This window comes from Kribbella sp. HUAS MG21 (genome assembly GCF_040254265.1).
Lineage (GTDB): Bacteria > Actinomycetota > Actinomycetes > Propionibacteriales > Kribbellaceae > Kribbella.
Window position 1 is genome coordinate 4,209,251 of record NZ_CP158165.1, and the last position, 14,522, is coordinate 4,223,772.

The following is a 14,522-nucleotide window of genomic DNA, read 5'->3' on the forward strand; positions in this document are numbered from 1 at the left end:
GTCAGGGAGTACCCCGCCATTCCTGGTAGTGACAGGGCACAGGCTGCGCCGGCGGCACCGGTCTACGGTGGACGCCATGGAGAACCCGCTGGGCGACTACCTCCGCGCGCGGCGCGAACAGGTCCGCCCCGAGGACGTCGGCCTCCGGAGCGTCGGCGTGCGCCGCGTCCCCGGGCTGCGGCGCGAGGAGGTGGCCGCGCTCGCCGGCATCAGTTCGGACTATTACCTCCGGCTCGAGCAGGGCCGTGACCGTCACCCGTCGGTGCAGGTCCTCGAGGCACTGGCCGCCGTACTGCGTCTCGACGCCGACGCCACGGCGTACCTCATCGGGCTGGCCCAGGAACGCTCGAAGCCGCGAACGCGCCTGGAGCAGGCACCGGACAGCATCGTCGAGCTCATCAGCGGCTGGCCGGACAATCCGGCGTACGTGCAGAACAGGTACACCGACGTGCTCGCGGTGAATCCGCTCTGCGCGGCGCTCTCACCGAACTACAGCGTCGGCGTCAACCTGCTGACAGCCGTCCTCCTCGACCCGCGCGAACAGACACTGCGCCGCGACTGGGAGGACCTGACCGAGGAAGCTGTCGGTGCGCTCCGGTCCGAGGCCGGGGCGAACGTCGACGATCCCCGGCTGAAGGAGCTGGTCGGGGACCTGTCCGTGCGCAGCGAACGCTTCCGGCAGCTGTGGGCGCGGCATGACGTCCGGCCCCGGCGCGGTCGCGTGAGCCTGCTGACCCATCCCGAGGTGGGCGACCTCGAGTTGCACAGCGACAAGCTCGTCGTCAGCGGAACCGACAACATGACCCTCGTGGTCTTCCACGCCACACCCGGCTCCCGCGACGCGGAGCTGCTGGCCTTGCTCGGCAGCCTCGTCGCGTCGAACGACGAGGCGCCGGAGCGAAGGCCCAGCGAGCGAAGGACCGACTGATCAGCTGCTGAGGAGGCTGGTGTAGAGCTCGATCGTGCGGTGGGCGACGGCGTCCCAGCCGAACTGGGAGACGGCGCGTTCGCGGCCGGCCTTGCCCAGTTCGTCGGCCTTGGCCGGGTTGTCGACGAGTTGGTTGATGCCTTCGGCGAGGCCGCGTTCGAACGTGTCCGTGTCGTTCTCGTCGTACGGCACGAGGATGCCGGTGACGCCGTCGTCGACGACCTCCGGGATGCCGCCGACCGCGCTCGCGACGACCGCGGTCTCGCAGGCCATCGCCTCCAGGTTGACGATGCCGAGCGGCTCGTAGATCGACGGGCAGCAGAAGGCCAGCGCGTGCGTCAGGACCTGGCGGACCTCCTCGCGCGGCAGCATCTCGGACACCACGAAGACACCGTCCCGGGCGGCCTTGAGGTCGTCGATCAGCGCGTCGGTCTCGGCCTTCAGCTCGGCCGTGTCGGCCGCGCCGGCGAGCAGCACGAGCTGTACGGACGGGTCCAGCCGCAGGCCCGCGCGGAGCAGGTGCGGGACGCCCTTCTGCCGCGTGATCCGGCCGACGAAGGTCACGTACGGCCTGCTCAGGTCGACGCCGAGGCGTTCGAGCACGTGCGTCGCCGGGTCCGGCCGGTAGAAGTCGGCGTCGATCCCGTTCGAGATCACGTGCACGCGATCCGGGTCGATCGACGGGTAGCAGGCGAGCACGTCGTCGCGCATCCCGCGACTCACCGCGACCACGGCGTCGGCCGCCTCGTACGCCGTCCGCTCGGCCCAGCTCGACAACCGGTACCCGCCGCCCAGTTGCTCGGCCTTCCACGGGCGCCGCGGCTCCAGCGAGTGCGCGGTCACGACGTGCGGTACGTCGTACAGCAGCTTGGCCCAGTGCCCCGCCATGTTCGCGTACCAGGTGTGCGAGTGCACGAGCTGCGCGTCCCCGACCGCCGCGGTCATGGTCAGGTCGGTGGAGAGGATGCGCAGCGCCGCGTTCGCGGTCGGGATCCGCGGGTCGTCCTCGGGGTGGGCGGTCGCGCCCTGCCGGGGCTCGCCCATGCAGTGCACGTCCACGTCGATCAGCCGGCGCAGCTCGCGGACCAGGAAGTCCACGTGCACCCCCGCCCCGCCGTACACGTCCGGAGGGAACTCACGCGTCAGGATGGCGACCTTCATACCGCCCGACGATAGGTCATCAGGTCAGCTCTGTCGGCACCCAGAAGCGCAGCTTTCCGTGTCGTTCGTCTTCCAATTCGCCACCAGCTGCCTCGATCACCTTGCGCGATCCGGTGTTGTCCACGTCGCAGGTGACCAGCGCGGGTTCGATGCCCAGGCCGGCCGCGATCGGCAGCGACTGGACCAGCATCCGGGTCGCGTGCCCGCGGCGCCGGGCGGACGGCCGGACGCAGTACCCGATGTGGCCGCCGACCTCGATGAGCGCCGGCGTCAGCTCGTGCCGGATCGAGAGCCGGCCGAGGAACTCGACCCCGTCGACGAACCACAGCACGGTCTGGTGGACCATGCCCGGCGCCAGCACGGTCGACGGCTCGGCCTCGGCCCGGATCGCGTCGACCAGCCGCGCGAACGCGGCCGGGTCCGCGGCCTGCTCCCGGGTCCACTCCTGTTCGCTGCCGATGATCGACCGCGCGCCCATCCAGCGTTCATGATCCGGACCGAGCTCGTCCCAGGCCGCGAGAAACGACCGGTGAACGGCGACGGACGGGACGATGAGGATCGGCATCCTCCCAGTGTCGCGACGCGCGCAAACGCTTATGTACCGGGGCCCCGAGAGCTAAGGTGCGGAACATGGCAAAGGCGCCCAGAGTTCTCGGAATCGTGCTGGCCGGTGGTGAGGGGAAGCGGTTGATGCCGCTGACGGCGGACCGGGCCAAACCGGCCGTGCCGTTCGGCGGGAGTTATCGCCTCATCGACTTCGTGCTGTCGAATTTGGTCAACGCGGGCTATCGAAATCTCTGTGTGCTGACCCAGTACAAGTCGCACTCGCTCGACCGGCACGTGACGCTGACCTGGCGGATGTCGACGTTCCTCGGCAACTACGTGACCTGCGTGCCCGCCCAGCAGCGGCTCGGCCCGCAGTGGTACCAGGGCAGCGCCGACGCGATCTACCAGTCGATGAACCTGATCAACGACGCCGATCCGGAGTACATCGTGGTCTTCGGCGCCGACCACGTGTACCGGATGGACGCGTCCCAGATGGTCGCCGCGCACATCGAGCGCGGGAACGGCGTCACCGTGGCCGGGATCCGGGTGCCGCGGGTGGAGGCGACCGAGTTCGGCGTGATCAAGACCGCCGCCGACGGGCACACGATCGAGGAGTTCCTGGAGAAGCCGGCCGACCCGCCGGGGTTGCCGGATTCGCCGGACGAGACGTTCGCGTCGATGGGCAACTACGTGTTCAGCCGGGACGTGCTGGTGGAGGCGCTGCGCAAGGACGCCGCGAACCCGGCGTCGCGGCACGACATGGGCGGCGACATCGTCCCGATGCTGGTTGCCGAGGGCAAAGCGGGCGTCTACGACTTCAAGGACAACGACGTACCGGGTGCGCTCGAGCGGGATCGGTCGTACTGGCGGGACGTCGGGTCGCTGGACTCCTACCACGAGGCGCACATGGACCTGGTGTCGATCCAGCCGGTGTTCAACCTCTACAACCACGACTGGCCGATCTTCACCTCGCATCCGCAGCTGCCGGGCGCGAAGTTCACCGACGACGCGACCGTCGGCGAGTCGATCGTCTGCCAGGGCTCGATCGTGTCCGGCGCGCACGTCGACCACTCGGTGATCGGGTCGAACGTGATCGTCAGCGCCGGCGCCGACATCCAGCGCTCGGTGATCATGGACAACTGCCGGATCGGCAAGGGCGTGGTGCTGAAGAACGTCATCCTGGACAAGAACATCGTGGTCCCGGACGGCACCGAGATCGGTGTCGACCCGGACTACGACCGGCAGCGCGGGTTCACGGTGTCCAAGGGCGGCGTGACCGTGCTCGGCAAGGGGCAGGTGATCGAGGCTCCCGTAGCTGTCAGCGCCGAAGAGGTCGCCGAGGCGTGAGCACGTCCGAGCGGGAGGCCCTCGACCTCGATGCCACGGATCCCGGGCACCGGGAGCTGTTCGACGTACCGCCGGCCCAGGGTGGTGACTATCCCGAGGTGGCGTACTTCGCCGGCAACTCGCTCGGCCTGCGCCCGAAGGCGACCCGGGACGAGCTGCTCGAGGACCTGGACGCGTGGGCCGCGCTCGGCGTCGAGGGACACCTGGACGCCGCCAGGCCGTGGCTGCCGTACCACGAGCTGCTGACCGCTCCGGCGGCGCGGCTCGTCGGCGCGTTGCCGAGCGAGACCGTCGTGATGAACTCGCTGACCGTCAACCTGCACCTGTTGATGGTGTCGTTCTACCGGCCGACGCGGTCGCGGCACCGGATCGTGATCGAGGACAGTGCGTTCCCCTCGGACAGTTACGCCGTACGGTCGCAGGCCCGTTTCCACGGGTACGACGCGGAGGACGCGGTGATCCGGCTGCGCCCGCGGCCGGGGGAGGACAGCCTGCGGACCTCGGACGTCGTCGAGCAGCTCGGCGGCGACGTGGCGCTCGTCCTGCTCGGCGGCGTGAACTACCTGACCGGTGAACTGATGGACATCCCCACGATCACCAAGGCGGGGCACCTGGCCGGTGCGGTCGTCGGCTGGGACCTCGCGCACGCGGCCGGGAACGTGCCGCTGGCGTTGCACGACTGGAACGTGGACTTCGCGGCCTGGTGTTCGTACAAGTACCTGAACGCGGGTCCGGGGGCGCTGGCCGGGGCGTTCGTACACGAGCGACACCTGGGCGCGGATCTGCCGCGGTTCGAGGGCTGGTGGAGCACCGAGGCGGCGACGCGGTTCGAGATGAAGCCCGAGGCGCGGCCGCCCGCGACCGCGGACGCCTGGCAGGTTTCGAACCCGCCGATCTTCTCGATGAGTCCGGTCCGGACGTCGCTGGAGATCTTCGACAAGATCGGCATCGACGTACTGCGGGAACGCAGCATGCGGCTGACGGCGTATCTGGAGAAGCAGTTGGCCGGGATGGACGTCATCACCCCGACGGATCCGGCGCGGCGTGGGGCGCAGCTGTCGTTGCGGGTCCAAGGCGCCGGCGAGGTTTCGCGGCGGTTGCGGTTCGAGTACGGCGTGATCGCGGACGCCCGGGAGCCCGACGTACTGCGGTTCGCGCCGGTGCCGCTCTACTCGACGTACCACGACTGCTGGCGCGCCGCAACGGCGTTGGCTGAGGTGATGGCATGAAGGTCGCAATCGTCGGCGCCGGGTTGACCGGCTCGCTGCTCGCCTGCTTCCTCGCGCGGCGCGGGCTGACTGTGACGTTGTACGAGCGGCGGCCGGATCCGCGGGTGGCGGAGGTCGAGCGGGGCCGCTCGATCAACCTGGCGATCTCCGAACGCGGGCTGGACGCGCTGCGCCGGATCGGCCTGGTCGACCAGGTGATGGCGGACGCGCTGCCGATGAAGGGCCGGATGATCCACCCGGTGTCCGGGCCGCTCGACTTCCAGGCGTACTCCGCGTCCGGGGACCGGGCGATCAACTCGATCAGCCGGGGTGCGCTGAACAACGCGCTGCTGACCGCGGCCGCGGCCGCCGACGGGGTGACGGTGGAGTTCGAGCACCGGTTGGTGGAGCTGGACTCGGCCGCCGGGCAGTTGGTGTTCGCGACGCCGGCCGGGAAGGTGTCGGTGTCGGCGGACGTGGTGCTCGGCGCGGACGGCGCCGGGTCGGCGGTCCGTGAGCAGTTGCTTGCCGAGGGCATCGTGGCCGAGGACGTCGACTTCCTCGACTACGGGTACAAGGAGCTGTCGATCCCGGCGGCGGACGGCGAGTTCGCGCTGGATCCGGGCGCGCTGCACATCTGGCCGCGCGGTACGTCGATGATGATCGCGCTGCCGAACCCGGACCGGTCGTTCACCTGCACGCTCTTCTGGCCGGCCGGCTCGTTCGACGCGCTGACGTCCGCGCCCGCGATCGAGGAGCATTTCCGGCTCAACTACCCGGACCTGTTGCCGCTGGCACCGGATCTCGTCGACGACTACCTGAACAACCCGGTCGGTGTGCTCGGGACGGTGCACACACTGCCGTGGCAGGCGCACGGGCGGACGGCGCTGCTCGGCGACGCGGCGCACGCGATCGTGCCGTTCTACGGGCAGGGCGCGAACTGCGCGTTCGAGGACGTGGTCGAGCTGGACCGCTGCCTGGACGACACCGGCGGGTCGTGGGCGCGGGCGCTGCCGCTGTTCGAGACCCGGCGCCGCGAGAACACCGAGGCGATCGCCGAGATGGCGCTGGCCAACTTCGTCGAGATGCGGGACAAGGTCGCCTCACCGGTCTTCCGGCTGCAGAAGCAGGTCGAACACGCCCTCGAGCGCCTGCTCCCCGGCACCTATGTCTCCCGCTACGAACTGGTGTCGTTCTCCACCACGCCGTACGCCGAGGTCCAGCGCCGGGTGCGCCGCCAGCAGCAGCTCCTCGGGGCCGGGGCGGTCGCGTTGGGCGGCGTACTGCTCGGGCTGGTTCGGAGGCGGTCGCGGTGAGCTTGTGGTCGCCTGAGCTGCTGACCGGCCAGCCTACGTCCGTCGGGGTATTGCGGAACTTCGTCGGCGGCTCGTTCGTGGAGAGCGCGTCGCGGTTCGCGAAGGTCTCGCCGGTGACGGGGCAGCAGCTCTTCGACGTGTGCGAGGCCGACGCGTCGACCGTGGACGCGGCGGTGGCCTCGGCGCGGGCGGCACTGCGCGGCTCGTGGGGGCGGCTCAGCGAGCAGGAGCGGGCCGCCGTACTGCGCCGGGTCGCGGACGGGCTCGAGCGCCGCTTCGACGACCTGGTCGCGGCCGAGGTCGGGGACACCGGGAAGTCGATCAGCCAGGCGCGGGCGCTGGACATCCCGCGCGGAGCGGCCAACTTCCGGGCGTTCGCCGACTTCGCGACCACGGTCCCGACCGAGTCGTACACGACCGTGCTGCCCGACGGGCGCCGGGCACTGAACTACGCCGTCCGCAAACCGGTCGGTGTCGTCGCGATCGTCGTACCGTGGAACCTCCCGCTGCTGCTCCTGACCTGGAAGGTCGCGCCGGCGCTCGCCTGCGGCAACGCGGTGGTGGTGAAGCCGTCGGAGGAGACGCCGTCGTCGGCGACCGTGCTCGCCGAGGTGATGGCGGAGGCCGGCGTACCCGACGGGGTGTTCAACCTCGTGCACGGCTTCGGGCCGTCGTCGGCGGGGGAGTACCTGACCCGGCATCCCGGCGTGGACGCGATCACGTTCACCGGTGAGTCCGCGACCGGTACGGCGATCGCGAAGGTGGCCGCGGACCGCGTGAAGGCGGTGTCCTTCGAGCTCGGTGGGAAGAACGCGGGCCTGGTCTTCGCGGACGCCGACCTGGACGCGGCGGTCGAAGGCTCGGTCCGGTCGGTGTTCACGAACGGCGGGCAGGTGTGCCTGTGCACCGAGCGGCTCTACGTGGAGCGGCCGGTCTTCGAGGAGTTCACGGCGCGGCTGGCCGCGCGCGCCGGGGAGCTCAGCTACGGCTGGCCCGCTGACGAGAACACGATGAACATGCCGCTGATCTCGAAGCAGCACCGCGACAAGGTCCTCTCGTACTACGACCTCGCCCGGGCCGAGGGCGCCGAGGTCCTGACCGGTGGCGGCGTACCGACCTTCGACGACGCCCGCGACGGCGGCTGCTACGTGCAGCCGACTGTGGTCACCGGCCTCCCGGCACACGCTCGTACCAACCGTGAAGAGGTGTTCGGCCCGATCTGCCATGTCGCACCGTTCGACACCGAAGAGGAAGCCTTCGCCCTCGCCAACGACAGCGACTACGGCCTCGCCGCGGCGGTCTGGACCCGCGACGTGGGCCGGGCCCACCGCGCCGGCGCCGCGCTCGACGTCGGGCTCTGCTGGGTCAACACGTGGTTCCTCCGCGACCTCCGGACACCCTTCGGCGGCGTGAAACTGTCAGGGGTCGGCCGCGAAGGCGGACGGCACTCGGTGGACTTCTACACCGAGACCACGAACGTCTGCGTGGAGCTGTCATGACCGTCGTGCCCGGGAAGGCCACGCCGAGAGGCCGGTTCCCGCATGTGAAGGTGGCCGGTGGTTTCGCGTTCGTTTCGGGGACCTCCAGCCGGCGCCCGGACAACACCATCGCGGGCGCGACGGTGGACGAACTGGGGACCGTCGACCTGGACATCCGGGTGCAGACGCGGGCGGTGCTGGAGAACATCCGGGACATCCTCGGCGCGGTCGGCGCCGGGTTGGAGGACCTCGTCAGCGTCACGACGTACCTGGTGTCGATGAACGACTTCGGGGGCTATAACGAGGTGTACGGCGAGTTCTTCGACGAGTCGGGGCCCTCGCGCACGACGGTCGCAGTACATCAGCTGCCGCATCCCCAGCTGCTGATCGAGATATCCGGAATCGCGGCGATCCCGCAAAGGAGCGAGTGATGGCGAACTTGGAGTCCACGAACTTCCCGCAGTGGATCGAGGAGAACAAGCACCTGCTGAAGCCGCCGGTCGGCAACAAGCAGATGTTCCCGACCGGCGACGACTTCATCACGATGGTGGTCGGCGGCCCGAACCAGCGCACCGACTTCCACGTCGACCCGTACGAGGAGTTCTTCTACCAGATCAAGGGCACGATGCACGTCGACGTGATGACCGACGACGGCCCGGCCCGGGTGGACATCAACGAGGGCGAGATGTGGGTGCTGCCGCGCAGCATGCCGCACTCGCCGCAGCGCGACGCGGACTCGATCGGCCTGGTGATCGAGCGGGTCCGGGAGCCCGGCGTGCTGGAGAAGTTCCGCTGGTACTGCGCCAACTGCAACGGCATCGTGCACGAGGTCGAGCTGCAGGTGACCGACATCGTCGCCGACCTGCCGCCCGTGTTCAAGGCGTTCTACGACAGCGAGGAAGCCCGCACCTGCCCGAACTGCGGCACGCTGCACCCCGGGAAATGACCGTCGACGTCCACACCCATCTGGTCCCGCACGGGTGGCCGGACCTGGCGGTGGCGTGTGGCGGCGACGGGTGGCCCTGGCTGCGGATCGACTCCGAGCGCGCCGCGATGATCATGATCGGCGAGACCGAGTTCCGGCCGATCGGCCCGCAGGCCTGGGATCCCGCCGTACGGCTGGTCGACATGGATGCCGACGGCATCGACCTGCAGGTGGTGTCGCCGACCCCGGTGTTCTTCGGGTACGAGCGGCCCGCGGCGCAGGCGGTGAAGCTGGCGCGGATCTTCAACGACCTCATGCTGGAGACGCTCGCCGACGAGGACCGGTTCGTGCCGTTCTGCCAGGTGCCGTTGCAGGATCCGGATTTGGCCTGCGCCGAGCTGGACCGCTGCCGCGCGGCGGGGCACGTGGGCGTCGAGATCGGGAACCACGTCGGCGACAAGGACCTCGACGACGCCGGCATCGTTGCCTTCCTCAACCATTGCGCCGAGACCGGGACGCCGGTGCTGGTGCATCCGTGGGACATGCCGGGCGGCCCGCGGCTGGACCGGTGGATGGCGCGCTGGCTGACCGGGATGCCCGCCGAGACGCATCTGTCGCTGCTGGCGATGATCCTCGGCGGGGCGTTCGACCGGTTGCCGCCGTCGCTGCGGATCTGTTTCGCGCACGGGGGCGGGAGTTTCGCCTTCTGGCTGGGGCGGCTGGAGAACGCCTGGCGCCGGCGCGGCGACATCGTCCGTGGTTGCTCGCAGCATCCACCGTCGGCGTACCTGGACCGGATCCTGGTCGACACGGTCGTGTTCGAATCAGCGCCTTTGCGGCTACTTGTCGATACCTTGGGGGAAGACCGCGTTCTGGTCGGCAGTGACTATCCCTATCCACTGGGTGAGCGGCCGGTCGGGGAGGTGGTACGGAAGGCCGGCTTCCTGACCGCGGAGCAGCAGCAGAAGCTGCTGACCGTGAACGCCCTGCACTTTCTTGGAATGCAGCACCGTCTCGGGAGGTCTGAATGAGTGAGGACCGATCGGTACTGTCGCGGAAGGCGCCGGAGCCGGATCAGGAGCTGCGGTACGGCGACCACGCGGACCAGGTGATCGACTACTGGCACGCGAAGGAGTACCGCCCGCTGATCGTGTTCGTCCACGGCGGCTTCTGGCGGCCGGAGTTCGACCGGGTGCACGCCCGCTCACTCGGCGCGACACTCTCTGACCTCGGCTGGCCCGTCCTGTCCCTGGAGTACCGCCGGGAGCCCGGCAACCCGGACGTCACCACCGGCGACATCCGTACGGCGCTGGACGCGCTGCCGGACCTGGTGGACGTCCACGCCGGCTACGTGCTGATGGGCCACTCCGCCGGCGGCCAGCTGGCTCTGTGGGCAGCGGCCACGCTCAACCCGGTCCGGTTGCGCGCCGTGGTCGCACTGGCGCCCGTGGCCGACCTCCTGATGGCTGACCGCGAGCGCCTGGACAACGGCGCCGTACAGGACTTCATCGGCGGCGGCGTCCGCAACGACCTGGACCCTGTCCACCTCCCGGCGTCCATCGCTCCCGTCACACTCATCCACGGCGTAAACGACACCGAGGTCCCGATCAGGCTGACGGAGTCGTACTTCAACGCCCACCCCACCGCCCACTTCCACCGCATCGACCACTGCGGCCACTACGAACTGATCGACCCCCAGTCCGACCACTGGCACGAGGTAACCACCGAACTGACCCGCCTGACGGGCTAGAGGAGCTCGCCACGGTCGCAGCCCACAGGGCAACATCGGCCACCGCGTGAGGCTGACCGCGGTCAGTTGAGGCGTTTGGCGGCGGTGAGGAGGCCTTCGGAGGTGGGGAGGAGGGCGGAGACCAGGTCGTCGTCGTCGCGGACGGCGCGGATCAGGTCGCGCAGCGCCATCGTGTCTGGGTCGCGGTGGGAGGGGTCGGCGACCTTGCCGGCGGTGAGGATGCCGGCGAACGCGACGACGCCGCCGGGGCGGAGCAGTCGCAGGGCCTCGTGCAGGTACGCCGTGTTCTCGCGGCGGTCCGCGTCGCAGAAGACCAGGTCGTAGTGTCCGTCGGTGAGCCGGGTGACGACGTCCAGGCCGGCGCCCGCGATCAGCCGGAAGCGGTTCGACGCGACGCCCGCGTCGAGGAACGTCTTGCGGGCCAGCCGCTGGTTCTCCGCGTCGATGTCGACCGTGGTGAGGGTGCCGTCGGCGCGCATCCCGCGCAGCAGCGCGAGACCGGAGACGCCGGTCCCGGTGCCGATCTCGACGACCGCCTTGGCGCCGGCGCCCGCGGCGAGCAGGCTCAGCGCGGCGGCCGCGCCCGGCCCGATCGGGACGACACCGCTGTCCGCGGCGCTCGCCCGCGCACCGGTGACGACCTCGTCCTCACCGGTGTAGTCCTCGGCGTACGCCCAGGACGTCGGGTCGATGCCGGTGGCGATGGCGTCCTCCCAGTGGTCGGCTGGTTGATGTGCGGCTGCGGTACCCATGCTGTGTCAGAGCCTAGCGGTAGCCGGACCGCATTCCGTGCTGCACGCGCGGAGGCTGCGCACTCTTGCTCATAAGCCCCTTGCCTCAATCAGATATGATCGTCCTCAGTGGACATGACTCACCTGGTGAGGGAGGTGCGGAGTGCGATCAGGCGCGGATGACGTCGATGCCGGCTTCCTTGAAGACGGCGAGCTGGCTCTCGTCGGCCTGGGCGTCGGTGACGAGCGTGTCGATCTCGCTCAGCTCGCAGATCCGGGCGAACGCGCGCTGCCCGAGCTTGGAGGAGTCCGCCACCACGACCACCTTCGCGGCCCGGCTGACGATCAGCTGGTTGATGTTCGCCTCGCCCTCGTGGTGCGCGGTGGCGCCGGTCTCGTCGATCCCGTCGACGCCGATGAAGGCGATGTCCAGCGAGAGGTCGGACAGGATCCGGTGCGAGAGCGGGCCGATCATCTCGTAGGACTGCGGCCGCGCCACACCACCGGTCAGCACCATCTTCACGTGCGGCCGGACGATCAGCTCGTTGGCGATGTTCAGTGCGTTGGTGACGAGCGTGAAGGCCGGCTCGCCGTGCTCCGCGGACAGCTCCGGCCGGGTGGCCAGCGTCCGCGCCACCTCGGAGATCGTGGTGCCGCCGTTCATGCCGATCACCATGCCGCGCCGCACCAGCGTGGCCGCCGCCTGCGCGATCCGCTGCTTCTCGGACGCGAAACGCGCAGTCTTGTAGCGCAGCGGCAGGTCGTACGACACCGCGTTGGCGACCGCGCCGCCGCGGGTCCGGGTGAGGAGCTGCTGCTTGCCGAGATGGTCCAGGTCACGCCTGATCGTGGCCGCGGACACGTGCAGCTGCTCGGCGAGCTCGTCGACGTCGATGGCGCCCTTCTCGGCGAGCGACTCGAGCAAGGTGTTGAGGCGTTCATAACGCTTCACCCGGGGCTCCTCCTTCACACAATCGGTCAGCCGGGTGGCGGCTGGTTGGCACCATTCGATCACGTTCGAGCAGTTTCGACCATGACAAGTGCGGAGACGACATGACCCAGACCCCATTTGTGAGCACTGAGATCGCCACGCAGCCGGACCTCTGGCGGCAGGTTTCCGAGGGTTTCGCGCAGTACGGCGATGCACTTCCGAAGGCCGGTCAGCGCGTCGCCGCGGTCGGCTGCGGCACCTCCTGGTTCATGGCGATGGCGTACGCCGCGCTCCGCGAGGACCTCGGCCAGGGCGAGACCGACGCGTTCGCGGGTTCGGAGTTCCCGGCGGGGCGGTCGTACGACGCGGTCGTGGTGATCAGCCGCTCCGGTACGACCACCGAGGTGCTCGACCTGATCCGCGCCACCGACCTGCCGACCGTGGCGATCACCGCGACCGCGGACTCGCCGATCGTCGAGCTGGCCGACCAGACGATCCTGCTGGACTTCGCCGACGAGCAGTCCGTCGTACAGACGCGGTTCGCGACGACGACGCTGGCGCTGCTGCGGGCGTCGCTCGGTGAGGACCTGACGAAGGCCGCCGCGGACGCCGAGGCCGCGCTGGCCGTCGACGTGGACGACCTGGCGAAGCTCGAGCAGGTCACGTACGTCGGTACGCGCTGGACCGTCGGCCTGGCGCACGAGGCCGCGCTCAAGCAGCGCGAGGCCGCGTCGGCGTGGACCGAGGCGTACCCGGCGAAGGACTACCGGCACGGCCCGATCGCGATCGCGCAGCCCGGTCGCGGCGTCTGGATCTTCGGCGAGCCGCCGGCGGGCCTGGTCGACGACGTCACCGCCACCGGCGCGACCATCGTCCACCACGCCGACCTCGACCCGATGGCCTCCCTGGTCGTCGCCCAGCGCGTCGCCGTCGCCAAGTCCCTGGCCCTAGGCCTCAACCCCGACCAGCCCCGCAGCCTCTCCCGCTCCGTCATCCTCGACGCCTGACCCCACCCGGCCACCCCGGCGTTCAGGAGGACAGGCGGCCGGTGAGGGCTGCGGCTGTCAGGCCTGCGCCGACCAGGACGAGGGACGCCTGGGTCCCGATGGTTGGGACCAGGGCGCCGGCCGTGGCTTGGCCTAGGGCTGAGGTGCCTACGCGGAGGCTGGCGGCGGTGGTGCTGACTCGGCCTTGGAGTGCCGGTGGGCTGTACTGCTGGCGGGCTGCGAACATCGCCGGCAGTGTCGGTCCTTCGACCAGGCCGGCCAGAAGCGCGAGCAGTAGTAGGACCGCCAGGGACGATGCGAGCGGCCACGTGGTGAGGACAAGACCGTATGCGGCGACCGAGAGCATCACGACGTACTCCGGTCGCCAACTGGAGCGCAGGCGGCCCAGTAGTAGTGCCGTGGTCACGCTGCCGACCTCGACTGCCGTCCACAGGTAGCCGGCTGCTGACTCCGGGTGGCCTAAGGACGGCATGTGCAGCGGCAGGGTGATCAGCAGTACGCCGCTGAAGCCCATCAGCAAGGTGGTCGTGACCGTCGACGCGCGCAGCCGGGGTGTACGTGCCAGGTGCTGGAGGCCCCCGACGACCGACGCCAGGAACGGCTCGCCTGTGCTGCCCACCGGCGGTAGCGCAGGCAATCGGCCGATCGCGACGATGCTTAGCGTCGCCGCGACCACGATCACGACCACGGCTGCCTCGATGGAGACCGCCGCGGTGACGGTGGCGGCCGTTGCCGGGCCGGCGATCGCCGCCGAGCTGAAGCTGGCGGCCTCGAACGAGTTCGCGCGGGCCAGGCGATCCTGCCGGAACAGGCTCGGCAGCATGCTCGTGAGCCCACCGCTCACCATCGGCAGTGTCGCACCGGCGACCGCGGCGAGCGCGGGGGAGAGCCAACTCGCGGCATGTCCGGTCAGTGCGAGCAGAGCGAGCATGACCGCCGCCAGCGCCGCCTGGTTGATCGCGAGCGCACTGCGCCGGTACGCCGTCCGGTCGAGCCAGGCGCCGAGCAGCGGTCCGGTGACGATTGCCGGCAACGCATACGCGGCCCCTGTCAGCCCGGCCAGCGTGGGACTGTCTGTGCGCTCCAGGACGAGCAGCACGAGCGTAAAAGCGACCATCTCGTCGGCGAAGCGGGCCAGCGTCGCCGCCAGGTAGTAGCTGGGCACGCCGAGCCTCCAGGAGTAACGCGAAGTTG

General features: G+C 69.9%; 15 protein-coding genes. 10 read left to right on the plus strand and 5 right to left on the minus strand.

All coding sequences use genetic code 11. The annotated features are described in order from the left end of the window. Positions 1-76 precede the first annotated feature (76 nt). Positions 77-928 carry a helix-turn-helix transcriptional regulator gene (locus tag ABN611_RS20795; protein WP_350281564.1) on the plus strand — a complete coding sequence of 284 codons (852 nt, stop codon included), beginning with the start codon at positions 77-79 and terminating at the stop codon, positions 926-928. Here the strand turns inward: ABN611_RS20795 and glgA are convergent, their stop codons facing one another. Together glgA and ABN611_RS20805 are read right to left on the minus strand one after the other, a co-directional pair. Beyond that, entirely contained in the window at positions 929-2,089 is a 1,161-nt protein-coding gene (gene glgA / locus ABN611_RS20800; RefSeq protein WP_350281565.1) for a glycogen synthase, read from the minus strand. A gap of 19 nt (positions 2,090-2,108) precedes the next feature. Continuing rightward, complete coding sequence (locus ABN611_RS20805; RefSeq protein WP_350281566.1) at positions 2,109-2,654, minus strand: GNAT family N-acetyltransferase; 546 nt, start codon at positions 2,652-2,654, stop codon at positions 2,109-2,111. Positions 2,655-2,719: 65 nt separating this feature from the next. Here ABN611_RS20805 and glgC point away from each other — a divergent pair, with 65 nt between their 5' ends. From glgC to ABN611_RS20845, 8 genes are read left to right on the plus strand one after another with little or no spacing between them, the layout of a single operon-like run. After that, positions 2,720-3,982, plus strand: coding sequence for a glucose-1-phosphate adenylyltransferase (gene glgC, locus ABN611_RS20810; RefSeq protein ID WP_350281567.1), 1,263 nt, complete (start codon positions 2,720-2,722; stop codon positions 3,980-3,982). Further along, a complete protein-coding gene (gene kynU, locus ABN611_RS20815; RefSeq protein ID WP_350281568.1) occupies positions 3,979-5,211 on the plus strand; it encodes a kynureninase in 1,233 nt (410 codons plus the stop codon). The genes glgC and kynU overlap by 4 nt, the downstream gene beginning before the upstream one ends. Next, complete coding sequence (locus ABN611_RS20820) at positions 5,208-6,506, plus strand: NAD(P)/FAD-dependent oxidoreductase (RefSeq protein WP_350281569.1); 1,299 nt, start codon at positions 5,208-5,210, stop codon at positions 6,504-6,506. Before kynU ends, ABN611_RS20820 begins: the two co-directional genes overlap by 4 nt. After that, positions 6,503-8,005 (plus strand): 2-hydroxymuconic semialdehyde dehydrogenase, encoded by a 1,503-nt coding sequence (locus tag ABN611_RS20825; protein ID WP_350281570.1) that lies wholly within the window; start codon positions 6,503-6,505, stop codon positions 8,003-8,005. Before ABN611_RS20820 ends, ABN611_RS20825 begins: the two co-directional genes overlap by 4 nt. Continuing rightward, on the plus strand, positions 8,002-8,415 hold the full coding sequence (locus ABN611_RS20830) for a RidA family protein (RefSeq protein ID WP_350281571.1): 414 nt from the start codon (positions 8,002-8,004) through the stop codon (positions 8,413-8,415). The genes ABN611_RS20825 and ABN611_RS20830 overlap by 4 nt, the downstream gene beginning before the upstream one ends. Continuing rightward, positions 8,415-8,930, plus strand: coding sequence for a 3-hydroxyanthranilate 3,4-dioxygenase (locus ABN611_RS20835; RefSeq protein ID WP_350281572.1), 516 nt, complete (start codon positions 8,415-8,417; stop codon positions 8,928-8,930). Before ABN611_RS20830 ends, ABN611_RS20835 begins: the two co-directional genes overlap by 1 nt. Then, positions 8,927-9,940, plus strand: coding sequence for an amidohydrolase family protein (locus tag ABN611_RS20840; RefSeq protein ID WP_350281573.1), 1,014 nt, complete (start codon positions 8,927-8,929; stop codon positions 9,938-9,940). The genes ABN611_RS20835 and ABN611_RS20840 overlap by 4 nt, the downstream gene beginning before the upstream one ends. Continuing rightward, a complete protein-coding gene (locus ABN611_RS20845; RefSeq protein ID WP_350281574.1) occupies positions 9,937-10,659 on the plus strand; it encodes an alpha/beta fold hydrolase in 723 nt (240 codons plus the stop codon). Before ABN611_RS20840 ends, ABN611_RS20845 begins: the two co-directional genes overlap by 4 nt. Before the next feature lie 62 nt (positions 10,660-10,721). On the opposite strand, the gene ABN611_RS20850 is transcribed toward ABN611_RS20845, so the two are convergent. Then, complete coding sequence (locus tag ABN611_RS20850; RefSeq protein ID WP_350281575.1) at positions 10,722-11,411, minus strand: O-methyltransferase; 690 nt, start codon at positions 11,409-11,411, stop codon at positions 10,722-10,724. A 148-nt stretch (positions 11,412-11,559) separates the two neighbouring features. Beyond that, positions 11,560-12,342, minus strand: a complete 783-nt coding sequence (locus tag ABN611_RS20855; RefSeq protein WP_130384025.1) for a DeoR/GlpR family DNA-binding transcription regulator — start codon at positions 12,340-12,342, stop codon at positions 11,560-11,562. 119 nt (positions 12,343-12,461) lie between these two features. On the opposite strand from ABN611_RS20855, the gene ABN611_RS20860 reads away from it, so the two are divergent. Beyond that, positions 12,462-13,328, plus strand: coding sequence for an SIS domain-containing protein (locus ABN611_RS20860; RefSeq protein ID WP_350281576.1), 867 nt, complete (start codon positions 12,462-12,464; stop codon positions 13,326-13,328). A gap of 22 nt (positions 13,329-13,350) precedes the next feature. Here ABN611_RS20860 and ABN611_RS20865 read toward each other — a convergent pair whose 3' ends face one another. Further along, positions 13,351-14,493 carry an MFS transporter gene (locus ABN611_RS20865; RefSeq protein ID WP_350281577.1) on the minus strand — a complete coding sequence of 381 codons (1,143 nt, stop codon included), beginning with the start codon at positions 14,491-14,493 and terminating at the stop codon, positions 13,351-13,353. Positions 14,494-14,522 lie beyond the last annotated feature (29 nt).